Consider the following 23,891-nt stretch of genomic DNA (forward strand, 5'->3'; position numbering starts at 1 on the left):
TTGGGGCCATGCGGCCCGATGTACAGCTATCCAATTATCAGTACAACCTGCCGGATCGGCTCATTGCAGCCTACCCACTGCCCATGCGCGACCAGAGCAAGCTGCTGGTGTATACGCAGGGCCGTATACAGGACATGTACTTCTACAAGCTGCCGGAGCTGCTACCGCCGGATAGCCTGCTGGTACAGAACGACACGCGCGTAGTGCCCGCCCGGCTGTGGTTCCACAGCGACCATGGCGCAAAGATTGAGATCTTCTGCCTGTATCCGGATGAGGCAGACCCCGGTACGGCCCTGGCACAAACCCGCCAGACCACCTGGATATGCCTGGTAGGGAACAAGAAGCGCTGGCGCCAAGAGGAGCTGACCATCCCCCTACCCGGTGGGGGCCTAACGGTGCGCTACCTGGAGGAAGTAGCGGGGGGCCACCGCATCCAGTTCGACTGGCAGCCAGCCCGCCTCAGCTTTGCCGATGTGCTGGACCTGGTGGGGCGCATACCCCTGCCCCCCTACCTGCAGCGCGAGGCCGACGAAAAGGACCGCGAGCGCTACCAGACCGTTTTTGCCGAGGTAGAGGGATCGGTGGCGGCCCCCACGGCCAGTCTGCATTTTACCAAAGGCGTGCTACAGGCTATGGACAGCAAGGACCTGGCCCGCACCCTGCTCACCCTGCATGTGGGGGCAGGCACCTTCCTACCGGTGAAGAGCGAGCGGATAGCCGAGCATGACATGCATGCCGAAACCTTCACGATCCGTAAGCAGACGCTGCTCCGGCTCATTGCCCATGTGGGGCCCATTGTAGCCACCGGCACCACCACCATGCGGGCCCTGGAGAGCCTGTGCTGGCTGGGCACCCGGCTGGCACACACGCAGCAGGCACCTACCCTACTGGGCCAGTGGGAGGCCTACGAACTGGAACCCCTGCCACCCGGCGAAGCACTGACCCGGCTGCTACACTACATGAACGAGCAGGGCCTGGAAGCCCTGACGGGGCAAACCCGGCTGCTGATAGCCCCGGGCTACCGCTGGCAGCTGTGCCAGGGATTGGTTACCAACTTCCACCAGCCGGGTAGCACGCTGCTGCTACTGGTGGCTGCCTTTGTGGGAGAAGAGCGGTGGCGCATGATATACGACTATGCCCTTGCGCGCGAATATCGTTTCCTGAGCTACGGGGATGCCTCTCTGCTGTGGAGGTAGGCCTGCAGTTGTGCAGGCATCTGGCTGTGGATAGCCTGTAGGCTGGCCAGCACCTCGGCTGCCAGCACCGCGTAGGGCGGAAGCGCGGACTGCAAGAATATAATCTGTATTGCCCAGCACCCACCCTGGTCAAGCTCTCCGTCCGGCACCGGTACCGGATATAGGCAGGCCTTTTGCAGGCGGTAGGCTTCGCGCAGCTGGCGCTTCACACGGTTCCGGTCGGCTGCGCGCCTCAGCCGCCGCTTGCCCACCGATAGCAGCAGCTGTATGGGGGCTGTAGCGGGCACCGGGGTTGGGAGCCAACAAAAAAGCACACGCACCCACCGGCCCTTGTAGGCTGTGTGTGCGTGCGCACGCAGAAAATCGATCTGCCGATTGTGATGCAGGCGCTCCGCCTTGGTAAGGCGAGCCCGGTACCTATCGCTTATGACGAGGCTCGTCACTCACGCTCAGTTTCTTGCGGCCTTTGGCACGGCGGCTGGCCAGTATTTTTTGTCCATCCTTATCGGCCATACGGCTGCGGAAGCCATGCTTATTGCGGCGCTTACGGTTGCTGGGCTGGTAGGTGCGTTTCATCGCGTACTAGGGTCTTTAGAGAATCATACCCACACGCCGCGAGATCCGGCAAAGCCATGAAACACGCTGGTGCAGGGGGATGCAAAGGTACAGATTTATTTAAATACCGCACGCTTTTTTTCGCGGCAGCCACAGCGGGTGGCTCAAGAGCCCGCCCGCCCTGCCAAGCTACGGAAAAAAATCCCCCTGGCCCCAAGCGCAGGATCGGCGCACTGTGCAAAAGCCTCCTATCTTTACAGCCCTGTTCTCTGTATTTTGACTACCCTAAACCCTACAAGAAAAGATGTACAGCGAGATAGAAAGCGTGCACGGGCGCGAGGTGCTGGATAGCCGCGGAAACCCGACTGTGGAAGTGGAAGTGACCACCGTAGCCGGACACACCGGACGGGCCATGGTGCCCAGCGGCGCGTCTACCGGCCAGTACGAAGCCGTAGAGCTGCGAGACGGTGGAAAAACCCGCTACCTGGGCCGAGGCGTGCTGCGCGCCGTGGAGCACGTGAATGACGTGATAGCCCCGGAGCTGGAGGGGTTCAACGTATTTGACCAAGTGGGGCTGGACCGCTTGCTGCTGGAGCTGGACGGCACCGACAATAAGAGCAACCTGGGTGCCAATGCCCTGCTGGGCGTTAGCCTGGCTGCGGCCCACGCTGCAGCTGCCACGGCGGGCATCAGCCTGTACCGCTACGTGGGGGGCACCGGTGCCCGCATTCTGCCTGTACCGATGATGAACATCCTGAATGGAGGCAAGCACGCCGACAACTCGGTAGACATTCAGGAGTTCATGATCATGCCCATGAGTGCCGACACCTTCAGCGATGCGCTGCGCATGGGCACCGAGGTGTTTCACCACCTGCGCAAGGTGCTGAGCAGCCGGGGCCTGAGCACCAATGTGGGCGATGAGGGCGGATTTGCCCCTAGCCTGCCCAGCAATGAGGCCGCACTGGAGACGGTGATGCAGGCCATAGAGGCCGCAGGCTACAAGCCCGGCGAAGACATCTTCATAGCCCTAGATGCCGCTGCCAGCGAGATGTATGACAAGAAAACAGGCCGCTATAAACTGTACAAAAGTAGCCAGCAGGAGCTAACCACCGAAGAGCTGATAGCCGAGTGGGAAGCCTGGGTGAACAAATACCCCATTGTAAGCATAGAAGATGGCCTGGATGAGGACGACTGGAAGGGCTGGCAGCAGCTGACCCAACAGATAGGCCACCGCTGCCAGCTGGTGGGCGATGACCTGTTTGTAACCAACGTGAAGCGCCTGCAGCGCGGCATACAAGACAAGGCGGGCAATGCCGTGCTGGTGAAGGTAAACCAAATAGGCACCCTATCCGAAACCCTGGAGACCATCCACCTGGCCTATAACCACGGCATAAGCGGCATTATGAGCCACCGAAGCGGCGAAACCGAGGACGCCACCATAGCCGACCTGGCTGTAGCCACCGGCCTGGGCCAGATCAAAACCGGATCGGCCAGCCGCAGCGACCGGGTAGCCAAGTACAACCAGCTGCTACGTATAGAGGAAGAGCTGGGCAGTGCTGCCATCTACGGAAACCAATTCTTCAAATACCTGCCATGAGTATACGCTGGAGCCGAATACAGTCCCTGCTGCCCTTTCTGAAAAATCGCTACGTGCTGTCGGTACTCGTATTCGGCTGCTGGATGCTGTTTTTCGACCAGTACAACATGCAGAGCCAGCTGAGCATAGCCCGGCGCATGGAGCAGCTGGAAGAGGAGCAGCAGTGGTACCGAGAGCAGATAGCCCTGCTACGTACAGAACAGCAGCGCCTGGCCCACAATCCCCACGAACTGGAGCGCATAGCCCGCGAACACTACCGCATGAAACGGCCCAACGAGGACCTGTTCATCGTGGTGGAAACGGAAGAGTAGAGCAGAGAGTGGCCCTACGCATCCTCATCGCTCACATTAGACACTATGTGGTGGCGACCTGCACCTTGCCCGCCACCACACACTGTAGCTGCTGGGGCTGCAGGTGCTGCTGGGCCAGGGCCAGTAGCTGGGCACTGGTAGCCTCCTGGATCTGCCGGAAGCCCTGGGCCGGTTCGTCGGGTGCCAGGCCGTGGTGTAGTAGCAGCTTCAAGGTATCGGCTACCTCAAAGGGGGTTTCCTGCTGGCTGATGATGCGGCCCAGCAGGTAGTTTTTGGCCACCTCTAGTTCCTGCTCAGAGATAAGCTCCTGCCTGAGGCGTTCCAGCTCCTGCTGCACTTCGCGCAGGGTGTCCGCCACAAACTCATTGCCCACATCTGTACCGATAACGAAATAGCCCGCATGCTTCATGCCTACCCAGCTGCTGTGTATGCCATAGGTATAGCCTTTGTCTTCGCGTATGTTCTTCATCAGCCGGCTGCCAAAGTAGCCGCCCAATAGGGTATTGAGCAGGCGCAGCAGGTTGTAGTCTGGGTGGTTTCGGGGTACTGCCAGGTGGCCGATGCGTAGGCTGCTCTGCACGCCCTCGGCCATAGCGTGGTGGTATAGCCCGGGCGCAGCGGGCTGTATGGCTGTGCGCACTGCCAGCGAGGATGCCTCCTGGGGGGGCAGGGCAGGCAGGCTACCCAGCTTATCATTCAGCAGCTTCAGGGTGTCTGCTTCGTCAAACAAGCCCGACACAATGAGGAAGGCGCGGCTAGGGTGCAGCGGCCCTGCCAGATAGCTGCGGCAGGCCTCGGCGGTTAGGTGCTGCAGGGCCTCGGCGGTGGGGGTGTAGGCGTAGGGGTGCTGGTGGCCAAACACGCGCTGGGCAAAGTGCTTGCGTGCATGAAACTGCGTTTTGGTGTGCTCTACCTCCAGGCGCTGCAGGCTGCGGGCACGGGCATTTTCAAACTCAGCATCCGGCACGGTGGCCTCAGTCAGCACCTCCTTCAGCAGGTTTAGCGTAAGGGGCAGGTGGTGCTCCAGGGTGCTGAGGGTTATGGTTGTCAGCTCGTAGCCACTCTCTACATTCAGGTGGCTGCCATAGTCGTCCAGCAGTCGGGCTATCTGCAGAGAGGTTTTTCGGGCCGTGCCCTCCAGTAGCATCTTGCCAGCAAAGTCTGCCAGGCCGGGGTGCGACTCATAGGCATGCCCAGCGCGATATACCATCTGGCACTCCACCACCTCCTGGGTGCCATAGCGGATCATGTATACGTCCAGGCCATTATCCAGCTGCTGCCGGGTGTAGGGCGGCAGGGCGGTATACACAATGGGCTGGGCGGGGGGGGGCGTGCTGCGGTCCAGTTTTCGGCTCATGGTCTAGCGTTGGCGTAGGTAATGCAGGGTGGTAGCTTGGCTGGGCTGCAGGTAGTGCTGCCTGGCGGCCAGCACATCGTCCACACTCAGGCGTCTGTAGGCTTCGGCCTCGGTGTTTATCAGCTCCGGCCGGCCCAGGCTGTCGAATAGGGCCAGGCTCATGGCGCGGTTCAGCACCGTGGTTTTGTTGAATACCTCCTGGCTCTCTATCTTGTTTTGCATACGGGTTAGTTCTTCTGGCGTCAGTTGGTCAAACTCCGCCAGCACTTCGTCCAGTACGGCCTCATACTCGGCCACGGTTCGGCCCTCTGCCACTCGGCCCTCTATGCTGATCATGCCGGGGTCGTAGAGGCCCCAGCTGAAGGCGCTTACCTGGCTGGCCACCCGGGTTTCCTTCACCATCCGCTGGTACAGGCGGCCACTCTTGCTGCCGGTCAGTAGGTCGGTTATCATGTCGGCAGCGTAGTAGGCTTCGTCTGTGCGGGCGGGGCAGGGGTATGCGCGGTATACGGCATCGAAGGGTACTTCTCGCTCTACGCTAATCTGTCGTGCCTCGGCCTGCCAGGGTTCTTTTACGCGCTTGGGGCGCTTCACATCCCGGGCAGGTATGGGGCCAAACCATTTTTCGGCCAGCCGCATTACCTCGGCGGCCTTTATACCGCCCGATACCACCAGGGTGGCATTATTGGGCGCGTAGAAGCGGTAGAAGAAGTCCTTAATATCCTGCAGGCTGGTGTGCTCCACGTGGCTCAGGTCTTTGCCAATGGTCATCCAGTTGTAGGGATGGAAGCGGAAGTGCACGGGCCGTAGCTGCAGGTAGGCATCGCCGTAGGGCTGGTTCAGGTAGCGTTGTTTGAATTCCTCCATCACCACCGAGCGCTGCACGGCCAGGTTTTCTTCGCTGAAGTCCAGCTCCAGCATGCGGTCGCTCTCTAGCCAGAAGGCGGTCTCCAGCTGGCTGGCGGGCAGGGTCAGGTAGTAGTTGGTGATGTCGGAGTTGGTGAAGGCATTGTTTTCGCCCCCCACGCGCTGCACGTGGGTATCGTAGTCTGGCACGTGCTTACTACCGCTGAACATAAGGTGCTCAAACAGATGCGCGAGGCCGGTACGGGTTGGGCTTTCGTCGGCAGAGCCTACGCGGTAGAGGATGTCTACGGCCACTTTGCTCACGGCAGGCTCCTCTTGTACAATAACGCGCAGGCCATTGTCCAGCTGGTAGGTAGTGTAGTGTATGTGCATGGCGGGTGCCTTTGGGCCAAAGTACACAAAAAGTATTGAATCCAGGGCTTTCTCTGCCAGATGGAGCTACCCGCAGCTGGTTTTAAGCGCGAGTGGGGGCTACCGTGCGGCCCGCGTGGGATGGTTAGCGCTCGGGGCTGTTGCGCTCTTCTACGCTGAACACCTCTACTTCCTCCTCCTCCTTTCCGCGCAGGCGGATGGCCCCCATGCTTTCCAGTCGGTAGTTTTCCCAGTTCAGGCCGGTGCGCCTGGCCCGCCGGAAGCTCTCCAGCACGGCGCGGGTAACCAGGAAGTCTACGCCCAGGGGCTTGCACTGGTCCAGTATGCGGCTGCCGGTATTGATTACGTCGCCGTGGAATACAATTTCCTTTTTGGTATCGCCCACCTCGCCCACCACTACCTGGCCACTGTGCAGGCTAGCGCGAAAGCCGGGCACAAAGCCATACTTCTGCTGGTACTTGGCACCCAGCCGGCGTATGCGCCTGCGGCAGCGGAAGAAGCTGCGGATGGCATAGCCCTTGTACCGGGCATACTCCTTGTGCCATACCACAATCACCTCGTCGCCCACGTACTGGTATATCTCGCCCTCATGCCGGGCTATCACTTCGTCCAGGTCGTAGAAAAACTCGTTCAGAAATTCGTGGTACTTCAGGTTGCCCAGCTGCTCGGCTATGGCTGTGCTATCTTTTACATCCAGAAACATGACTACCCGAAACTCTTCGCGCGGGCTGTGGTACTTGCCGGTGATGTAGTTGTAGAAGCGCTCGGGGCTGAGGGTACGGCTGATCTGCCACACAAAGTTGGTAATGAAGGAGACCAGGATGAGGAGCACAACGGCCACACGTGGGCTATGGCCGTATTCGGAAAAATGAAAGCGCAGGAATGCCTGCCAGCTGGCAGGCTGCTGCAGCACATAGGTGGCCACCCAGAACCCCAGCCAGGCAAAGGCGAAGGCAAGAACCAGGAGGATAAAGGTGCGCGTAAGGAGGACGAGCAGCAGCGGCCACTTGCGCATCTGTCGCCGTAGCACAAAGAGCTCGATCAGGATATTGAGCAGGCCGAAGAGCAGGCCCGACTCCAGCGCGGCCTGGTAGCGGGCGCGCACATCGGGGCCATCGGGCTGGCCCAGCAGGGTAAGCCAGGCTACAAACAGGTGAAATGCCACCCAGATGCCCAGTACGATGAGGAGGGTGCCCCGGTTTTTACGAAGTATGAAGCCGACGCGCATCGCGCAGTTTTTTTCGAAGATACGCATAGGTCTTCAACTGAGACCGGATAATGCGGGCCCGGGCAGGACGCTGCACATAGGGGTTCTCGCCCAGCTGGCCCAGCAGGCGCGCGCGCGCGTTATCCTGTAGCTGGATCCGGATGATGTCGATCACCTCCTGCTGCAGCACCGGGTCCTTGATGGGGAAGGCGCACTCCACCCGGTGATCCAGGTTTCGGCGCATCAGGTCCGCACTGCTCAGGTACACCCGGGATGCACCGCCGTTGCCAAAGATGAAGACGCGGGTATGCTCCAGAAATCGGTCTACAATGCTGATGGCGCGTATCCGGCCCTGCAGGCTGGGCAGGGTGGGGTCCAGGCAGCAGATGCCGCGGATAATCAGGTCTATCTGCACCCCGGCCTCGGCAGCGCGGTACAGGCGGCGGATCATCTCCCGGTCTTCCAGGCTGTTCATTTTCAGGATCATCCAGGCCTTTTGCCCCTGGCCGGCCAGGGCCTGCTCCGCTTCTATCAGTTCGTACAGGCGGTTTCGCATCTGGTTTGGGGCTACCAGCAGGTCTTCGTAGCGGTGGGTTTTGTGCTCGATCAGGAAGGTGAAGATCTGCCGCACCTCGCGTGCCAGCTGCGCATCGGCGGTAAACAGCCCCATGTCTGCATACTGTTTGGCGGTTTTTTCATTCAGGTTTCCGGTGCCTATGTAGGCATATCGGCGGGTTTCGCCCTCCTCGTTGCGCTCTACCAGGGCGGTTTTGGTGTGTACCTTCAGGCCCGGCAGGCTGTAGTACACCTCTGCCCCTGCGCGCTCCATTTCTCCGGCCCAGAATAGGTTGCTTTCTTCGTCAAAGCGGGCCTTTACCTCGAAAAAGCACACCACGCGCTTGCCCCGGCGCTGGGCACGCAGCAGGGCGTGCACCACCTGGCTATCGCCGGCCACGCGGTATAGGGTAAGGAAGATGGCCGTTACATTGGGGTCTTCGGCGGCCTGGTTCAGCCATCGGATGAAGTAGTCAAACTTCTGGTAAGGCAGGTGTAGCAGCTGGTCTCCCTCCTGGCGCAAGAGGCGCATGATGCTATCGGCGCGCTCCAGCCTGGGGTGTGGCTGCGGGGGCAGGGGCCGGTAGTTCAGGCGCTTGTGTGCCGGATTGGGAAAGGCGAAGAAGTCGGAAAAATTGTGATAGCGGCCACCAGCCACAAAGTCGGTATGCGGCAGCTGGAAGTAGCTGGCCAGGTCGTCAAACCACTTGGCCGGCAGGCGGTGGTCGTACAGAAACCGTGTGGGCGGGTTGATGCTGCGCTTCTCCAGGCTGTGGCGTATCTTGTCTACCAGGTCTCCCTCCTCTTCATCCCCCCAGTCCAGCTCGCCACTGCGCGTCAGCTTTATGCTGTAGCTGCCGCCTGTTATCCAGTCCGGATAGATAAGGGGCAGGCTCAGCCGCACCAGGTCGTCCAGGATCATGATGCTGTGCCTGTCTTCCTCCCGGCCCGGCAGCACAAAAAAGCGGGGCACAAAGCGGGTGGGGATCTCGATCATCCCCAGGTGGCGCACCTCTCGCTCATCTGGGCGCGTAAGCTCTATCAGCAGGTAGATGGTTCGGTTCTGCAAAAAGTAGGGGGCATCCTCCGCGCTCAGTATCCTGGGATGGATATGGGGCCGCACCAGGTCAAAATACTTTTTTCGGGCCCAGGTCTCCTGGTAGGGCATCAGCTGCGTTTCGTCCAGGATGTAGATGCCATGCTCCTCCAGGGCTGGCATGATCTCGTTCCGAAAAACCTGGCCAAATATATCCTGCTGGCGGCCCACTTCCTTGTATATTTTGTCCAGCACCGCCGCTGGCTCGTAGAGCAGGCGCTTCTGCTCCTTCTTGCCCAGCTGCAGCAGGTTGCGCATGCCGGCTACACGTACCCGGAAGAATTCGTCCAGGTTGCTGGAATAGATGGCCAGGAAGCGAATACGCTCAAACAGTGGGACGGTTTCGTCCTGCGCCTCCTGTAGCACACGGGCGTTAAAGTCTAGCCAGCTGAGGTCTCGTATGCGAAAGCGATCCGACATGGGGTACGAAGTTCGCGCTCCTGTTGCCGAAATACAACCCGCTATCGGCCTGGCATAGTGCCCGCCTACACACCAAATGTTCTGCTTAATTTGCCCGCATTACCCTGAAAATGGCGGTAGGTGGAGGTGGATATGTGTGCTTTGTGCATATTGGGGTAAGACAAGGCCTGGCTGCCCCTGCCCCGTGCTGCGGCTGCGTACTGCTTTCTACACCGGATACTCAATCAATAATAACAATGTCTTTACATTTTGATAACTTCTCGGACTGGCAGGCGCACTGCCACACAACGGGCGTGCCCCTGTGGCAGGCTGTGCTGGACTATGAGGTGGAACAGAAGGGCAAGACGGAAGCCGCCATCTGGCAGGGGCTGGAGGCAGCCTATGCGGTAATGCGCGATGCCATCCACACGGGGCTTACGGCAGATATGACTTCCTTCTCGGGCATGATACACAACGGTGCCAAGAAGATACGCGACTGCAAGACGCTGGTACTGGGCGAGGCTTTCCACCGGCTGGTATACACCACCATTGCAGCCAAGGAGCTGAATAGCTGCATGGGCCGCATAGTGGCAGCCCCTACGGCGGGGGCCAGTGGCATACTGCCTGGCATATTGTACAACCTGCAGGAGCAGCACAGCCTGAGCGACCGGCAGGTGCACGAGGGGATGCTGGTGGCGGCGGGCATTGCCCTCATTATAGAGCGGCGGGCCAGCATTAGCGGAGCGGTGGGGGGCTGCCAGGCCGAGACGGGCACGGCAGCTGCCATGGGGGCGGGTGCCATAGTGTACTGCCTGGGGGGCACAGCCGGGCAGGTGCTAGATGCCGTGGCAATCACCATTATGAACATGCTGGGGCTGATATGCGACCCCATAGCCGGCCTGGTGGAGGTGCCCTGCGTAAAGCGCAATGCCAGCGGGGCGGTAATTGCCTTTGCCAGCGCACAGATAGCCCTGGCGGGCGACTCGTCCGTTATCCCCGTAGATGAGGTGGTGGATGCCATGGGCGAGGTGGGCCAGAGCATGGAGGCCAAGTATAAGGAAACCGCCCTGGGCGGCCTGGCAGCCACCCCCACCGGCATTGCCATAGCCAACCGGGTGCTGCGCTCGCAGGCCGAAGAGGTGCCCGAGGACGAGGAGCCGGAGCAATAGACCCGCAGCCTGCACCCCAAAATGACAAGGGGGCCACACTGTGCAGCCCCCCGTCTCGGGTTGGAAAAAAAATGGAAAACAGTACGTGCAGCAGGGGGCCAGGGGGCCCTTAGTATAGCTTGTATCGCATCATGATCTTGGCTGTAAGGTAGGCCACTGGCGCAGCCAGAAAGAACTCGCGGAGGTGCGCATTAGCCTCCGAATTCGAAACAAAACCAATGGAAGCAAAGGCGACCAAAAGCCCCAAGACAATGTACTCGGGATAGGCACGGCGCAAGAAGGGGATACGACCAAAGATCAGGGCAAATACAAAGCCAACAAATAAGCCAATCAAGAACATGTTTATCATAGGTGAAAATGGTAGGTTATACGGTTGGAGAGGCAGAATCTGAGTGTAGTTAACCCACGTAACTGGGCCTTAGCTAGCTAAGGAGCTTGGCCTTTTGCTTGCTAAATTCCTGCTCCGTCAGGATGCCCGCTGCTTTCAGTTCGGCCAGCTGCTTGAGCTGATCCACCAAATCGTGCGAGCCAGAAGCTGGGGCCGTGGGTGTGTTCGGTTCCGCAAGGCTGGCACGAACATGGCCTACAAACTGCTTGGTGGCTTCGGTCTCTACCGAGGATATTTCTGCCACATTGCTGGAGGTATGAATCTTTATTTTACCGCCCAGCAGGCCCAGTTCATACTGTATGGAGCTTATTTTTTGCAAGGGAAACTCCTCCACCTTCAGGCCAAACAAGCCTTTGTCTATGAAAACAAGGCGCCTCTGGGTAGCCACCAGAATGCCGATTCCCTTGTTATAGATACCGCTTACTACCTGGCCTACTATCTCCTGGTCGGCCAGTACCTCGGGCAGCAGTTTTACTTCCTTCTTCTTTGCTACAGACGGAATATGCTTACCCTCCAGGGCCAAGATTTCCTGCATTCTGTCTTCGATGGTTTTCATTTATTTCCTGTATAAGTTGATAACCCAAAGCTCGGTAGCTGGTTCGCCAAAACGCGTCGTAGCCGGGGAGCGGGGTGTTTTTTTCATGCCTGCTCCATCCAGCCAGGGGCACCCACACGGGCCTGCCGGCCACAGCGTACGGGGGAGGCTGTGCAAAAGGTCTGGGATGGGAAGAACAGTGCCCACAAAAAAGCCCCACAGGGTGTACTGCGGGGCATGTCGTGTTAATCTCGTGGCTAGGGGTAGCCCTGCGCCGTACCGGATCCGTATGCCGGGGTAGGCGCGGTGGGGGCTACAGGCCCAGTTTTTTGCGCAGGGCCTTGGGCAGCGCGTCCTTGTGCACCATGTAGTCCATGGTCAGTAGGGCAAAGTAGGCCTCGCTGGCAAAGAAGAAGCCGTCGCACTCGTTGCTCTCAGTGCCCCAGCTGTTCTTTACGATGAAGTAGCGGTCTCCGTTCTGGTCTTTCGCATAGCCAGTGATGTGCATGCCATGGTCGTCAGTCAGCTCATAGCGGTCAAAGGCAGCCTGACGTTGCTCCTGGGTTATTTTAGCCTGCGGGGTGGGGTTTGCCCACACGTCGGTTTCGGTGCTGGCGGTCAGCACCTCCCAGTCTTCGGCAGGCGCAAGGGCCAGGCCCGCCTTCCAGTTGAAGCCCTTGTCGCTCACATCGGCCCCCCAGGCCAGGCTATAGCCAGCATCCAGGGCGTCAAAGGCCAGGGTGGTCATTTCTTCCACCGGCACGTTGTACACCTGGCCCTGCAGCCAGTTGTCGGGCACCTCCAAGGTGAAGGGCTGGTAAAAGGGGTGGTGGGTAAAGCTGCTCAGCTCCACATAGTCATCGGGGTTTAGGCCCAGGCTAGCAGCGTAGCTCTTGGGGGTATACTCCTTGCCCTCGTAGGTAAAAGTCTTGGGGATAGGGCCCAGGTAGGCATCCAGTATGCCATTTACGGCATCCTTCCACGAGGTGGTGAGGCGGTGGTTAGGGTTTTTCACAATCACATCCAGAAAAGCCTTGAGGGCCTGATCCAGCTCACTGTGGTTGTGCTTCGCCTCGCCGTATTGCAGGCCGCTGTACACGGCCTCGGGCACCATGCCATAGTTTTTCCATACATAGGCTACGTCGTGAAAGGCACCACCAGCCGAAAAGTTGATGTGGCCACCCCAGCGCACATAGCGCTCGGCCTTGTCCATATAGGTGTGGCGTACCACAAACATTTCGCTCAGCGCCTGGCGGCCCTTGCCCATGCGCATCAGCTCGCTCTCGAAGAACGACAGGGTGCTGAAGCTCCAGCAGGTGCCCGTACGGTACTGGTTGGGCACCAGGCTCTTGTCTACCTGCTTCACTACGGTGAAGCTGTAGTTGCTTCCTTCCTTATTCGTTTGGGGCTGTGCCCACAGGCTGCCCAGGGTAAGCGCACAGAGGGCGCAGAGGGAAATAATTTTTTTCATACAATCGGATGCTTTTTTCAGAATTAGGCGGGAAAAATACGGCGCTTTTTGCAAAAAACACGTACCGCCCATCCAAAAATGGGGGCTGGTCTATTCGGCCTGCGAGAGGGGCTTTCCTGTAGCGCCCCACACCCGGCAGGCCGAGATATAGTGCTTGTCCCAGTACGCATTGGTTAGCACATCGTGCCGCACCCCGCTGCTGGAGGCATGCACAAAGCGGGGGATGCCATCCTCCAGGGCCACACACAGGGCGGTGTGGCCTATCACGCCGGGCTTGTAGTTTGAGAAGAAGAGCAGGTCGCCGGGCTGTATATCCGTGCGGCGTACCGGCTTGCCATAGCGGTACTGGTCTATGCTCACGCGGGGCAGCTCCATGCCCACCTCGCGAAAAGCCAGCACCATCAGGCCGCTACAGTCTACCCCCTGGCGGCTCATGCCGCCCCAGGCATACTGGGTGCCCAGGTAGCTCTCGGCCTTCTCGATCACCTTGCCGATATTTTTGTCGCTGGCCCGCACCACCTGGGCAGGCGGCTTGGCTGCGGGGGCAGTGGCACCGGCCTTGGCAGTCAGTGCGGCACCGGCCTTTCGGCGCACGGGCGCATGGCCCCGCTTGGTCCAGCTGGTGGCCGGGCTGTTACCCGCGTGCCAGCTGCGGGCTACCTGCTCGCGCTGCTGGGCCGTGCGGGGGGTGCTACAGCCCACAGCCACGCACAGCACGCCCACCCCCAGGAAGAGGCCTTTTATGGTAACTCGATGCTCCATCGGATTTCGCTCTACCAAGTATACCACCCAAATGGCCTGGATGAGCATCGGGTTGCGCACATGCACGTTTCGGCCCGGGCGGGGGGTATGTGCAAGGCGACGGGAGGCACGGGGCCGGCCTTTAGCCTAGCGGGTCGGTAATCCTATACCGGCCAGTCCTCATCTTCCTCCAGAGCATACCACACCTTGGCACGGGCCCGGTCTTCCGAGCTAAGGCCTGGCACCAGGCTTTCATCTGGCGCGAGTATACCCAGACACTTACGCGCCGACTTTTCGCAGATATCTTTGGTTGCTATTCGTTCTGTCGTTTCGTGGTCTGCAGGCTATGGTCATTTTCTCTTGATTGCCCTAGACAGGAAGACTAGCTTCAAACGCGAAGAATGTCTTCCAGGAGATTGTGTCCTAGTAACCTTTATCAGCGTCTTCATTTGGACTATGTTCGGGACAATCCAATCGTATCTCTATCGAACTAAGCTCCTGCTGGAGCAGACTACAAAACACCTTGCCAGATCGACGCGAGTAATACCTACAGCTAGTACACATGCGCTGAGCTGTAATTACCCCGCTCCGGCTAAGCCCGGCAATCAGCTCCAACAATCCTTCCATCATGGATTGCTGGAGTAATGGCGATAGTCCAGCCAGGCTTTCCTCCATGATACTGGCGTAGTGCTCCGTATCTATAGCTATCCTCCGTCCGGCCTCGGTTAGATGCATTAGGTGACTTCGGGCATCTGATTGATCTAGCTGCTTCTCTACCAAGCCCTTCTGAAACAGTATCCTTACACTATCACTCATCGTTGCCTTGGTCATATTGAACTCATCTGCGAGATAGCTGATTCTGGACTTGTCCGAAGAATGGTAGTAGAGAAAAAGCAGAACCTGAATCTGGATGGGGCTTAAACCATGCCTTTTGCCCTCTTGCCAAAGTAAGACCCGAAAAGCCTCGAACAACCGCTCTAGAGCTACCACAATCTTGCTTTCTATACGCCCGATTTGTTGTTCCGGATCAAACGATGCTTTCATCCTAAAGATTAGTGCTTGATACAAAATTGATCTTCAGCCTGCATAGACCCACTATATATCCATGCCATGCTGCGGAGGCGGGCGGCAAGAGAGAGCCGAGAACTACCGGGTATTTCATACAGAATGTGGGGAGAATCTCCCCACATTCTGCCGCAAAAAAAGCAGGAGGAAGGAAGCTTATACCACCAAATATATGGAATTCGCTTCATTCTCTCCTGCCGTACATGCAGCTGCTCAACAACCTGCTAGTCAAGCCAAGGTAAACTAAACCATGCCTATCGAACTTTATAGGGCAGAGTAAGATCCTTTGACAACACACTGAAAACGTTGTAAACGCCGAGCATGGGTTTTTCCATACTCATTCCGCCATCAGGTGCAGAAACCTCCAGGTAGCAGGTTACGGCATCGTAGCTAAAATGGGTCTGGTTCCGGATTCTATATATCGGCACGGATACCCTAATCTTGTTCTCGATTGTAGTAACCGGGAAGCCAGGGCTGTCCATATACATGGGCATGTCGGGCGCGGTACCAGGTTTCTTTACTACGTCGGTCTTCTTATGCTCCTTCACGGCCAGGCCCCCGCCTACACGTCCATCCTTGACCAATACGACCCAGTGAGGGTGCCACACCAGACCATCATTGTCTGTTTTACCATCTACGTTCTCATCCCACAGCGGACTATCGTCAAAGTCGGGATGCGAAGTTAGGGCAAGTGCCACAATACCCTCGGTGGGGCTGAATCCTACATCCTCCGGCTTCAGCGTGGTAGGAAATACATAGGCTAGTACCGGAGCCATGTCCAGCTTCCCTATAGCCTTGGGCTGGGTAGCCCCCGCCCTGCCTACCACCGTAAGCTCAAATTCAAGCGTCGCGTAATTTTTGTTGTAGGTAACAGTGGCAGACTTGATCTGGAAGTCGTCCGACTTCTCATAAGCCTTGCATTTGTCGCAGGCTTGGGCAGAATGAATAGCTATGTACATAGCCAAAGTAAATACAGATACTGCTTTCATTTTTCTTGATATAAAGTGAAACGACATACAATCCATTAATATAGGAATCCTAACAAATTGCGCTAATTTTTTTTAAGATCTGCAAGGGCCGCGCCAAAGTTTATATGAAGTACCTGCCCACTAGGCGTATACAGGGCGGGCACAGACTTTATCCCTCTTCCCTCTGCCTCTGCTATTCGCGCGGGCTTTTCGCCTAGGTGCACGACCTCCACTTTTTCCGCACCAATAAGGGACAGAATCTCCTGCTCTGCACCTATGCATACAGAACAACCAGCGTGATAAAAGACTGACTTTAACATGTGTGAAAAAATTTAGAATGTATGGCAAAATTACCGGGACAAACATAAGTAGGATTCCTAACCAAAACAAATAAAAGATAAAACTTTTCTGATCGGCATCCTTCTGTACCTAAAAGCAGGAGCTTCTATTCCAGCTGGGTACCTATGCTAACAGATTAACAACTTGGACAAGTGGCTGAGGCACCTGAACAAGGAAGTATCGACGGAAATATATATGTCAGATCCGGGCCTACGCATGCCCACAGCTGGCAAAGAAGTTGTGGGCACATGCACCCCGAGGCCCGGGCATGCCGTGTGTAAATAACCAAGAAGGCCAGCACGCACCCCACCACCACGGGGGGATGGAGGCATAAAGCCATAAATGTAGTGTACGGGAGATACTACGCCCAAAATGCGCCCCCATTGCAGCCGGCCTGTGGAAGACACAAAAAAAGCCCGCACTTTCCGTACGGGCTTTCTCATTTCAGCCAGCTTGGGCTAGCTAGCCTACTGCACACTCAGCTTGCCGCTGTAGGTGCCGGTAGGGCCTACTTGGCGAAGGCGACGGAGCGCTTTTCGCGGATGACGGTTACCTTGATTTGGCCGGGGTATTGCATCTCGTTCATGATGCGGCTGCTGAGGTCTACGGCCAGCTGGTCGGCATCGGCGTCGGTTACTTTTTCGGCCTCTACCACCACGCGCAGCTCGCGCCCGGCCTGTATGGCAAAGCTCTTGGTAACGCCCTGGTAGGTGAGGGGTAGGCTTTCCAGCTCTTTCAGGCGCTTGATGTAGCTTTCTACTACCTCGCGGCGTGCGCCTGGGCGTGCGCCACTAATGGCATCGCAGGCCTGGATGATGGGCGAGATCATGGCGGTCATCTCTATCTCGTCGTGGTGGGCACCTATGGCGTTTACAATTTCAGGGTGCTCTTTGCAGCGCTCGGCTATCTGCATGCCTATTATGGCGTGTGGCAGCTCGGGTTCGTCGTCTATCACCTTGCCTATGTCGTGCAGCAGTCCGGCCCGCTTGGCCAGCTTGGCGTTCAGGCCCAGCTCGCTAGCCATGGTGGCGCACAGGTTTGCCACCTCGCGGCTGTGCTGCAGCAGGTTCTGGCCATAGCTGCTGCGGTACTTCATGCGGCCCACCATGCGGATGAGGTCTGTGTGCAGGCCGTGTATGCCCAGGTCGATGGCGGTGCGCTCGCCTATCTCCATGATCTCGTCGTTCAGCATCTTGGCGGTCTTGGCTACCACCTCTTCTATACGGGCGGGATGTATGCGTCCGTCGGCCACCAGGCGGTGGAGGGCTATGCGGGCAATCTCGCGGCGCACGGGGTCGAAGCCGCTGATGATGATGGCCTCTGGGGTATCGTCCACAATGATCTCTACCCCGGTGGCAGCCTCCAGTGCGCGGATGTTTCGGCCCTCGCGGCCAATAATGCGGCCTTTCACCTCATCGCTCTCCAGGTTGAAGACGGTTACGCTATTCTCTATGGCGTGCTCGGCGGCCGTGCGCTGTATGGTTTGTATCACTATGCGCTTGGCATCCTTGTTGGCCGTTACCCGTGCCTGATCCTCTATCTCCTTGATCAGGGTGGAGGCCTTGCTGCGGGCCTCGGCAGTCAGGTTATCCATCAGTTGTTTCAGCGCCTCCTCCGGTGTCATGCCGGCTATCTTCTCCAGGCGCTCATTCTGCTGGGCTAGCACAGCCTGTAGCTGCTGGTTTTTGGCATCGCGCAGGGCTATCTGCTCATCCAGCTTCTGCTGCAGCTGCTCCACCTTGGTCTGGTCCTTTTTCAGCTGGTCATACTTCTGGTTCAGGCTCTGTTCTTTCTGCTTCACGCGCTGCTCGTCGCTCTGTAGCTTCTGGCTACGCTGCTGGGTTTCGCTGTCAAACTTTTGCTTCAGGTCCTGAAACCGGGCTTTTGCCTCCAGTTCTTTTTTCTCGCGTATCGATTCGGCCTTCAGCTCGGCTTCTTTCACTATCACCTGTGCGTGTTCTCGGGCAGCCTCTTCTGCCTTGGCGGCCTGGCCGCTCATAATCATTCGTACGATGAGGGCCCCCAGGGCTACGCCGCCCAGGCCGATTCCTGCGTATATAATGTATTCCATGTGTTCTGTGTCGGATCTTTTACGTGTGTTGAGGTGGGTTAGGTGCGGTTGTTTGAAAGTCTAGTTGCCCGTCCAGTGTCTGTAGCCGGTGGGCCAGTTCGCGTTCCATTTGTTCCTGGGCTTCGGTCATCTTCAGGTGCTCGGCTGCAATGTCCATACAAGCCATAATGGCGAGATAGGTTTCATCCTTCAGGCCCGGGTAGCGCTGCTGATAGCCCTCTATCTTGTCCTGGATGTACTGACCCACCAGTCGGATACGGGGCTCCTCTTCCTGCGTCACATTGATCGGGAAGCGCTTGCTCAGTATTTCCAGTTGAATCTGATACTTATCCATAATCCTGATAGCCCAACAGCCCAATGACCACAGGCAGCCTAGGGTGCGCCTGCCTGCAGGTCCTGCATGCGCCGGTCGACCTCCTGTATCATGTCGTCCAGCCAGGCAGCCAGGGCTTCGGGTGTATCAAAGCCCTGAGGGATAAGCGCAAAGGTACGATTATTTGCGTTTTCTTTCAGGCTTTCGTTTTCCTGCTGTAGCTGCCGCAACTGTAGTTGTAGCGCCGCTATGCGCTGCTCCAGGCGGGCCAGCATTTCGGCTATATGGGTTGGCAGGCTCATAGAGGGGTCAAAGTAACAGAAAAGCGCGCGTTTGTGGGCAGGGCTGCGGGCACTACTACAGACCGAGGGGGGCAGAGGGGGGCCTTTGGCGGGTAGGCCCGTAAATCGTACTTTTGCTCTATCCCGTAGAACCATGAAAGTAACTGAGCATCTGGCCCAGGCCAAGGACCCGCTAGTGAGCATCGAGATCATCCCACCCCGCCGTGGGGCCGATTTCAGTAAGATTCAGGCCGCCATTGAGTCTGTAATGCCTTTCAGGCCGCCTTTTATCGACGTAACCAGCCACAGTGCCGAGGTGATGTGGGAGGAAATGCGAGACGGCACCTACAAGAAGATTGTGAAACGCAAGAGCCCGGGCACCTTCGGGCTATGTGCTGCCATCAAGTACAAGTATGGGGTAGACCCAGTTCCGCACATCCTGTGCAATGGCTTCACGCGCGAGGAAACGGAGGATGCGCTGATCGAGCTGAATTACCTGGGGGTGGAGAACCTGTTGCTGATCCGGGGCGACTCCAAGTATGAGAAACCCCTGGCCGAGGGCCGCACGGCCAACACCTATGCCCTGGATCTGATAAAGCAGGTGGCGCGGATGAACCGGGGCGAATACCTGGGCGAGCTGATGGATGCGCATCCATCAGACTTTTGCATTGGGGTGGCGGCCTACCCCGAGAAGCACTTTGAGGCACCGAACCTGAACTACGATCTTGAGATCCTGAAGCAGAAGCAGGAAGCAGGCGCGCACTATGCCGTTACACAGCTGTTTTACGACAATCAGTACTATTTCGATTTTGTCGACCGGGCGCGGGCTGCCGGCATCACCCTCCCCATCCTGCCGGGGCTGAAGATCCTGACGGCAGAAAACCACCTGAACATCATCCCCAAGGTGTTCCACATCAATTTTCCCGACGAGCTAGTGGCCCGCGTACAGGCCGCCCAGGATGCGCGGGCTGTGCGCCAGGTGGGCATCGAGTGGGCCTGTAAACAGAGCCTGGAGCTGCTGGACTATGGCGTAAAGAACCTGCACTTCTACATAATGCAGAACACCAGCCCATTTGTAGAGCTGATGGGCATGCTAAAGAAGCAGAAGGTGTAGGCGGAGTAATACAGCTGAAATGGCCTTGCCCATGCAAAACCTAAAAATATAGCAACGAACCTTTGCGCTATGGAACTCGCGGGCGCCCCAGGGTTGTTTGTGAGTAATTACTTACAAAAACAGCTTGAATGCCAGTGCCCATATTCTAAGAGTTGCGTTACGCCTTTTTGCAGCAAAAGGCTACGATGCCACTACCACACTGCGGATAGCGAAAGCCGCTGATGTATCGGAGGGGCTAATTTTTAGGCACTTTGGCAGTAAGCAGGGACTATTAGAAGCCATCCTGGCGCAACTGCTACAGCGCATGCAGCAGTTGCTAGGGCCTATCTTGATGGAAACGGAGCCTAGGCGAGTTATTGAGAAATATCTTGCACTCCCCTTCGAAATTCCGGAATCCGAATACGATTACTGGCAACTACAGTTCCGCCTAAAGTGGGATCCAGCCTACTTTCAGCCCGAGAAACTCAAGCCTCTAAAGGATAAATTGACAGAAACCTACCGCACACTGGGTTATGCCGATCCAGAGCTGGAAGCCCAGCTGCTCATACAGGTAACAGACGGAGTAGCGACAGATCTGCTACGGAAACAAATCGCGGACCCCGTGGCCTATCGTTCGTTTGTACTCAGCACCTTTTCACCTCGTTAATCATTTTAATATTTCCCAGAAAAAGTAAGTACTCACATTAATATCATGTATTTCTATCATTATGAAAAAGCAAATTGTATTCATAACCGGCGCATCCTCAGGCATAGGCAAAGAGACCGCGCTGAAACTGCTGCAGGAAGGCCATACCGTATATGGTGCCGCCCGCCGCATAGATAAAATGCAGGCTCTGACCGATGCCGGTGGGTATGCCCTACAGATGGATATACTACAGGCCCAGCAGGTGCAGGCAGCCGTAGACAAGATCATAGAAGCAGAGGGCCGCATTGATGTGCTCATCAATAATGCGGGCTATGCCGTCTTTGGTGCTGTAGAGGACGTGAGTGCTGAGGATACACGCCGTCAATTCGATGTCAACCTCTTTGGCCTGGCCGAAGTGACCAAACAGGTACTGCCCCACATGCGGCGGCAAAAGAGCGGGCGTATCCTGAATATCTCTAGCATGGGCGGCAAGCTCTACAGCCCCTTTGGCGCTTGGTACCACGCCACTAAGCATGCCCTGGAGGGTTGGAGTGACTGCCTGCGACTCGAGACCAAGCAGTTTGGAATAGACGTGGTTATCATAGAGCCTGGCATCATCAAAACAGAGCTTGGTGATGTGATGCTGGCCCCTATGCTCGAGAGATCCGGCAAGGGCCCCTACGCAGGCCTAGCGCAAAAATTGGCACTAGCCACAGACCGTAGCTACAGTAGAAGCAAAAATTATTCTCCAGCCTCGGTCATTGCACAGGTGATATCTAAAGCTATCCGCGCCCGGAAACCAAAAACGCGCTATGCAAAAGGCAAGTACGCAAAACCCCTTATGTGGATGCGGCTCTACCTGGGCGACCGGCTATTCGACAAGGTTGTGATGAGCCAGTTCCAGTTAAAATAAGGGCTCGGCACCCGCCAGCTTGCATCCAGCTAAACCTCGGACTCAACGGCCCTATCTGGGGCCGTTGGCAGGCTGGGCAATGCCAAGGTAATACGCCAGGGAGGCCTAGCGCACCTGCAAACGGCACCTGGAACTGCTGGCGCAGGACGTAGGGAACCTGCACTTCTACGTGATGCAGAACACCAGCCCCTTTGTAGAGCTGGTGGGCATGGCGGAGGAAGTAGCCGCCGTATGGCCTCAAAAAAAAACACCCTTTACAAAAAACTACAGACCCCGTAGCAGACATAACTGCCTACTGTGTGGGCCTGTAGAAAAACGGAGCGAATGCTGGCTAGAGAGTGCGAATGCTACCGAACATATAGCTTCTGAACATCTTGCACCCCGTCCAGCTCTATTTTCAGCAGGTACACACCGTCTGAAACCGAGGGCGAAACCGAAAGAGACGTACTACCGGCTACAACGTCAACTGCCTCCTGCCACACGGTTTGGCCCAGGCTGTTGTGCAGGCTGAGTAGCACCCGCCCGCCCCTACTGGTCGTAAGCGGAACGTTAAAGCCGCCGCTGGTGGGGTTCGGATAGGCACGGCCTATGCTGATGCCCCCCTGGCCGCTCAGTAGCACGGTATTGCTCAGCGTGCTAGTGCCATCCATATCCACCTGGCGAACGCGGTAGTAGTAGATGTCGCCCGATAGATCTTTGTCCAGATGGCTGTACGTGCGGGAAATACTGCTGTTGCCCGAACCGGCTACACTCGCCACGCGCTGCCAGCCCGATACACCTGTACTGCTGCGCTCCAAATCAAAGTACTGATTGTTAACCTCCTGCGTGGTACGCCACTCCAGCTTGGCCGTTCGGCTGCCGGCCCAGCTACCCACCAGGTGAAAGCCCTCTACCGGAAGCGGTATGGCTGCAGCACCCGAAAGCTCTATGTCGTAGGTCGCATTCACCCCCGAAAAACCGTCTACCATAATCATATAGGTGGTCTTAGCCGGTACAAGGGCGGGGTTCCACTCAATGTCATTGCTATTCTCTGTGCTTGAGCAAAACTCAACCCCGCTGCTCGGGCGGCTGGCTGGGTCTGTTTCGCAAAAATTGGGGCCATCTACACGCATCACCTGCACCTGGATGCCATTTCCAGCAGCTGGGGTGATATTGGTGAACTTCAGGGAAAGACTACCAGCCTGATCGCCGGTGGTGAAGGTGTACCAAACAGAGTTCTCGATCGAAATGGAACCCGAGGGTCCGTTGCACGAAGCGGGAAGCCGCATATCCTCTCCGGTGTCAAGCGTGGTATTGATGGTGCCGGAATGCGTGGTTACATCCTTATCCAGCTGCTGAGCGCAAATGCAGTGGTCTATACACTGGGGGAAACGGCTCAGATCGGCCACCAGGGTGTCGTTGTGGCGCTGGCCGTCCACCAGCCCGTTGGGGTTGGCTACCCAGGCGCGGATGCTCTGGCTCTGGTTGGGCAGGCTCACACTCGGCACCGTGTAGGTGTACGTGCCGAATGCAGGAATGTTCAGCCCGCTCAGGTTTACCGTGGTGGCGCTTCCGTTGATCTCATACGTCAGGTCGAAGCTGGTGATCGTTACATTCGGCGGGCAGGCGGCGTTGTTGTTGCGCACCGTGATGTTCAGGTCGAACGGGCAGGGGCCGTAGCAGCCTACGATGCTCAGCAGCTCCAGATCGCGCGGAACATCCTCCAGTTCGAAGTTGTCTATCGCAAAATGATCCGGGGCGGTTAGGTTTTCTACATCCAGTCGTATACGGAACTGTACGCAGCTGCGGCCCACCTGCCCGCACAGGCTCTGCACGGCGTGGGTCCAGTTGCTCACATTGCGGCGGCCCCCCGTGGTGCCCCAGCCGGTGCTGAGAGACGGGGCTATGTTGTACCACTGCTTGGTGGTGCCAGGGGTGGGCGCGCTGTTGTCGCCCAGGGTGGTCCAGGTGGAGCCCGCGCCGCTGCTAACACTCAGGTCGCGCCACTCTACCAGCATGCGCGTATCGGTGCGCGCGGTGCTGAACTTGTAGTCAAACTCCAGGCGGGGGTTGGCCGCGCCTCTTAGGTCGAAGATCGGGCTGAGAAGAAACACATCGCGACCGGTTTCAGTCAGCACGGCGTACCAGGCACGTCCTTCGCTGTTGTCCACGCCGCTGAAACCCGCAAAGTTGTTCGGCAACTGGCCATGCTGCCATACATTTACCTGCCCAGGATTCTGTATATCCGGGAACCAGTTGCCGCCGGTGGCATCCTCAAAGTCTTCTTCGTACGGGCCGCCGGACAGGGCAATGTTGGGCACCCGGACCGTAATGCTGCTGCGCACGGTGTCGTTGCCCCGGATCGGGTCCGTATTCAGGTTGGTATTGATGCGGATGCTGTAGGTGC

24 protein-coding genes are annotated in these 23,891 nt (G+C 57.5%); 7 read left to right on the forward strand and 17 right to left on the reverse strand.

Going from position 1 to position 23,891, the window contains the following annotated elements; all coding sequences use genetic code 11:
• Nucleotides 1–8 precede the first annotated feature (8 nt).
• The gene (locus LW884_07610) at nucleotides 9–1,196 is read left to right on the forward strand and encodes an S-adenosylmethionine:tRNA ribosyltransferase-isomerase (GenBank protein MCE3008193.1); all 1,188 of its coding nucleotides are present in this window, start codon (nucleotides 9–11) and stop codon (nucleotides 1,194–1,196) included.
• Here LW884_07610 and LW884_07615 read toward each other — a convergent pair.
• Nucleotides 1,166–1,639: a ribonuclease P protein component gene (locus LW884_07615; GenBank protein ID MCE3008194.1), complete on the reverse strand. Its 474-nt coding sequence runs from the start codon at nucleotides 1,637–1,639 to the stop codon at nucleotides 1,166–1,168. The genes LW884_07610 and LW884_07615 overlap by 31 nt on opposite strands.
• A complete protein-coding gene (rpmH, locus tag LW884_07620; GenBank protein ID MCE3008195.1) occupies nucleotides 1,614–1,772 on the reverse strand; it encodes a 50S ribosomal protein L34 in 159 nt (52 codons plus the stop codon). Before rpmH ends, LW884_07615 begins: the two co-directional genes overlap by 26 nt.
• Nucleotides 1,773–2,055: 283 nt before the next feature.
• On the opposite strand from rpmH, the gene eno reads away from it, so the two are divergent.
• Together eno and LW884_07630 are read left to right on the forward strand one after the other, a co-directional pair.
• Nucleotides 2,056–3,348 carry a phosphopyruvate hydratase gene (gene eno / locus LW884_07625; protein ID MCE3008196.1) on the forward strand — a complete coding sequence of 431 codons (1,293 nt, stop codon included), beginning with the start codon at nucleotides 2,056–2,058 and terminating at the stop codon, nucleotides 3,346–3,348.
• A complete protein-coding gene (locus LW884_07630) occupies nucleotides 3,345–3,659 on the forward strand; it encodes a septum formation initiator family protein (protein ID MCE3008197.1) in 315 nt (104 codons plus the stop codon). Before eno ends, LW884_07630 begins: the two co-directional genes overlap by 4 nt.
• Nucleotides 3,660–3,702: 43 nt before the next feature.
• Here the strand turns inward: LW884_07630 and LW884_07635 are convergent, their stop codons facing one another.
• The 4 genes from LW884_07635 to ppk1 form a co-directional block, all read right to left on the reverse strand.
• Nucleotides 3,703–5,016, reverse strand: a complete 1,314-nt coding sequence (locus LW884_07635) for an insulinase family protein (GenBank protein ID MCE3008198.1) — start codon at nucleotides 5,014–5,016, stop codon at nucleotides 3,703–3,705.
• A 3-nt stretch (nucleotides 5,017–5,019) separates the two neighbouring features.
• Complete coding sequence (locus LW884_07640) at nucleotides 5,020–6,255, reverse strand: insulinase family protein (GenBank protein MCE3008199.1); 1,236 nt, start codon at nucleotides 6,253–6,255, stop codon at nucleotides 5,020–5,022.
• A 124-nt stretch (nucleotides 6,256–6,379) separates the two neighbouring features.
• Complete coding sequence (locus LW884_07645; protein ID MCE3008200.1) at nucleotides 6,380–7,483, reverse strand: adenylate/guanylate cyclase domain-containing protein; 1,104 nt, start codon at nucleotides 7,481–7,483, stop codon at nucleotides 6,380–6,382.
• Nucleotides 7,458–9,533 carry a polyphosphate kinase 1 gene (ppk1, locus tag LW884_07650; protein MCE3008201.1) on the reverse strand — a complete coding sequence of 692 codons (2,076 nt, stop codon included), beginning with the start codon at nucleotides 9,531–9,533 and terminating at the stop codon, nucleotides 7,458–7,460. The genes LW884_07645 and ppk1 overlap by 26 nt, the downstream gene beginning before the upstream one ends.
• Before the next feature lie 236 nt (nucleotides 9,534–9,769).
• Here ppk1 and sdaAA point away from each other — a divergent pair, with 236 nt between their 5' ends.
• Nucleotides 9,770–10,681 carry an L-serine ammonia-lyase, iron-sulfur-dependent, subunit alpha gene (gene sdaAA, locus LW884_07655; protein MCE3008202.1) on the forward strand — a complete coding sequence of 304 codons (912 nt, stop codon included), beginning with the start codon at nucleotides 9,770–9,772 and terminating at the stop codon, nucleotides 10,679–10,681.
• Nucleotides 10,682–10,790: 109 nt separating this feature from the next.
• Here sdaAA and LW884_07660 read toward each other — a convergent pair whose 3' ends face one another.
• The 10 genes from LW884_07660 to LW884_07705 all read right to left on the reverse strand — a co-directional run bounded on the left by LW884_07660 (nucleotide 10,791) and on the right by LW884_07705 (nucleotide 18,874).
• Nucleotides 10,791–11,030: a hypothetical protein gene (locus LW884_07660; GenBank protein ID MCE3008203.1), complete on the reverse strand. Its 240-nt coding sequence runs from the start codon at nucleotides 11,028–11,030 to the stop codon at nucleotides 10,791–10,793.
• 73 nt (nucleotides 11,031–11,103) lie between these two features.
• Entirely contained in the window at nucleotides 11,104–11,625 is a 522-nt protein-coding gene (locus LW884_07665; protein MCE3008204.1) for a PH domain-containing protein, read from the reverse strand.
• 292 nt (nucleotides 11,626–11,917) lie between these two features.
• The gene (locus tag LW884_07670; GenBank protein ID MCE3008205.1) at nucleotides 11,918–13,075 is read right to left on the reverse strand and encodes a C1 family peptidase; all 1,158 of its coding nucleotides are present in this window, start codon (nucleotides 13,073–13,075) and stop codon (nucleotides 11,918–11,920) included.
• Nucleotides 13,076–13,165: 90 nt separating this feature from the next.
• Complete coding sequence (locus tag LW884_07675; protein MCE3008206.1) at nucleotides 13,166–13,837, reverse strand: C40 family peptidase; 672 nt, start codon at nucleotides 13,835–13,837, stop codon at nucleotides 13,166–13,168.
• Nucleotides 13,838–14,239: 402 nt separating this feature from the next.
• Nucleotides 14,240–14,860, reverse strand: coding sequence for a MarR family winged helix-turn-helix transcriptional regulator (locus tag LW884_07680; GenBank protein ID MCE3008207.1), 621 nt, complete (start codon nucleotides 14,858–14,860; stop codon nucleotides 14,240–14,242).
• A 275-nt stretch (nucleotides 14,861–15,135) separates the two neighbouring features.
• Complete coding sequence (locus tag LW884_07685) at nucleotides 15,136–15,870, reverse strand: hypothetical protein (GenBank protein MCE3008208.1); 735 nt, start codon at nucleotides 15,868–15,870, stop codon at nucleotides 15,136–15,138.
• Between the two features lie 62 nt (nucleotides 15,871–15,932).
• The gene (locus LW884_07690; GenBank protein ID MCE3008209.1) at nucleotides 15,933–16,169 is read right to left on the reverse strand and encodes a thioredoxin family protein; all 237 of its coding nucleotides are present in this window, start codon (nucleotides 16,167–16,169) and stop codon (nucleotides 15,933–15,935) included.
• A 527-nt stretch (nucleotides 16,170–16,696) separates the two neighbouring features.
• Nucleotides 16,697–18,259: a ribonuclease Y gene (gene rny / locus LW884_07695; GenBank protein ID MCE3008210.1), complete on the reverse strand. Its 1,563-nt coding sequence runs from the start codon at nucleotides 18,257–18,259 to the stop codon at nucleotides 16,697–16,699.
• Between the two features lie 19 nt (nucleotides 18,260–18,278).
• Nucleotides 18,279–18,593, reverse strand: a complete 315-nt coding sequence (locus LW884_07700) for a cell division protein ZapA (GenBank protein ID MCE3008211.1) — start codon at nucleotides 18,591–18,593, stop codon at nucleotides 18,279–18,281.
• A 38-nt stretch (nucleotides 18,594–18,631) separates the two neighbouring features.
• Complete coding sequence (locus tag LW884_07705) at nucleotides 18,632–18,874, reverse strand: hypothetical protein (GenBank protein MCE3008212.1); 243 nt, start codon at nucleotides 18,872–18,874, stop codon at nucleotides 18,632–18,634.
• A 133-nt stretch (nucleotides 18,875–19,007) separates the two neighbouring features.
• Here LW884_07705 and LW884_07710 point away from each other — a divergent pair, with 133 nt between their 5' ends.
• The 3 genes from LW884_07710 (at nucleotide 19,008) to LW884_07720 (ending at nucleotide 21,505) form a co-directional block, all read left to right on the forward strand.
• Entirely contained in the window at nucleotides 19,008–19,967 is a 960-nt protein-coding gene (locus tag LW884_07710; GenBank protein ID MCE3008213.1) for a methylenetetrahydrofolate reductase, read from the forward strand.
• A gap of 124 nt (nucleotides 19,968–20,091) precedes the next feature.
• The gene (locus LW884_07715; protein MCE3008214.1) at nucleotides 20,092–20,613 is read left to right on the forward strand and encodes a TetR/AcrR family transcriptional regulator; all 522 of its coding nucleotides are present in this window, start codon (nucleotides 20,092–20,094) and stop codon (nucleotides 20,611–20,613) included.
• A gap of 61 nt (nucleotides 20,614–20,674) precedes the next feature.
• On the forward strand, nucleotides 20,675–21,505 hold the full coding sequence (locus LW884_07720; GenBank protein MCE3008215.1) for an oxidoreductase: 831 nt from the start codon (nucleotides 20,675–20,677) through the stop codon (nucleotides 21,503–21,505).
• A 347-nt stretch (nucleotides 21,506–21,852) separates the two neighbouring features.
• Here the strand turns inward: LW884_07720 and LW884_07725 are convergent.
• Nucleotides 21,853–23,891 (reverse strand): T9SS type A sorting domain-containing protein (locus LW884_07725; GenBank protein ID MCE3008216.1); only part of this gene is annotated, 2,039 nt, incomplete at its 5' end.

This window comes from Bacteroidota bacterium, assembly GCA_021300195.1.
In the GTDB taxonomy this organism is placed as follows: Bacteria; Bacteroidota; Bacteroidia; order J057; family JAJTIE01; genus JAJTIE01.

What these genes read in the sequence shown, in the direction of transcription:
- LW884_07610 (MCE3008193.1), top strand. Translation starts at nt 9, where the DNA reads ATGCGGCCCGATGTACAGCTATCCAATTATCAGTACAACCTGCCGGAT.
- rpmH (MCE3008195.1), bottom strand. Translation starts at nt 1,772, where the DNA reads ATGAAACGCACCTACCAGCCCAGCAACCGTAAGCGCCGCAATAAGCAT.
- eno (MCE3008196.1), top strand. Translation starts at nt 2,056, where the DNA reads ATGTACAGCGAGATAGAAAGCGTGCACGGGCGCGAGGTGCTGGATAGC.
- LW884_07630 (MCE3008197.1), top strand. Translation starts at nt 3,345, where the DNA reads ATGAGTATACGCTGGAGCCGAATACAGTCCCTGCTGCCCTTTCTGAAA.
- LW884_07635 (MCE3008198.1), bottom strand. Translation starts at nt 5,016, where the DNA reads ATGAGCCGAAAACTGGACCGCAGCACGCCCCCCCCCGCCCAGCCCATT.
- LW884_07640 (MCE3008199.1), bottom strand. Translation starts at nt 6,255, where the DNA reads ATGCACATACACTACACTACCTACCAGCTGGACAATGGCCTGCGCGTT.
- LW884_07645 (MCE3008200.1), bottom strand. Translation starts at nt 7,483, where the DNA reads ATGCGCGTCGGCTTCATACTTCGTAAAAACCGGGGCACCCTCCTCATC.
- ppk1 (MCE3008201.1), bottom strand. Translation starts at nt 9,533, where the DNA reads ATGTCGGATCGCTTTCGCATACGAGACCTCAGCTGGCTAGACTTTAAC.
- sdaAA (MCE3008202.1), top strand. Translation starts at nt 9,770, where the DNA reads ATGTCTTTACATTTTGATAACTTCTCGGACTGGCAGGCGCACTGCCAC.
- LW884_07660 (MCE3008203.1), bottom strand. Translation starts at nt 11,030, where the DNA reads ATGATAAACATGTTCTTGATTGGCTTATTTGTTGGCTTTGTATTTGCC.
- LW884_07665 (MCE3008204.1), bottom strand. Translation starts at nt 11,625, where the DNA reads ATGAAAACCATCGAAGACAGAATGCAGGAAATCTTGGCCCTGGAGGGT.
- LW884_07670 (MCE3008205.1), bottom strand. Translation starts at nt 13,075, where the DNA reads ATGAAAAAAATTATTTCCCTCTGCGCCCTCTGTGCGCTTACCCTGGGC.
- LW884_07675 (MCE3008206.1), bottom strand. Translation starts at nt 13,837, where the DNA reads ATGGAGCATCGAGTTACCATAAAAGGCCTCTTCCTGGGGGTGGGCGTG.
- LW884_07680 (MCE3008207.1), bottom strand. Translation starts at nt 14,860, where the DNA reads ATGAAAGCATCGTTTGATCCGGAACAACAAATCGGGCGTATAGAAAGC.
- LW884_07685 (MCE3008208.1), bottom strand. Translation starts at nt 15,870, where the DNA reads ATGAAAGCAGTATCTGTATTTACTTTGGCTATGTACATAGCTATTCAT.
- LW884_07690 (MCE3008209.1), bottom strand. Translation starts at nt 16,169, where the DNA reads ATGTTAAAGTCAGTCTTTTATCACGCTGGTTGTTCTGTATGCATAGGT.
- rny (MCE3008210.1), bottom strand. Translation starts at nt 18,259, where the DNA reads ATGGAATACATTATATACGCAGGAATCGGCCTGGGCGGCGTAGCCCTG.
- LW884_07700 (MCE3008211.1), bottom strand. Translation starts at nt 18,593, where the DNA reads ATGGATAAGTATCAGATTCAACTGGAAATACTGAGCAAGCGCTTCCCG.
- LW884_07705 (MCE3008212.1), bottom strand. Translation starts at nt 18,874, where the DNA reads ATGAGCCTGCCAACCCATATAGCCGAAATGCTGGCCCGCCTGGAGCAG.
- LW884_07710 (MCE3008213.1), top strand. Translation starts at nt 19,008, where the DNA reads ATGAAAGTAACTGAGCATCTGGCCCAGGCCAAGGACCCGCTAGTGAGC.
- LW884_07720 (MCE3008215.1), top strand. Translation starts at nt 20,675, where the DNA reads ATGAAAAAGCAAATTGTATTCATAACCGGCGCATCCTCAGGCATAGGC.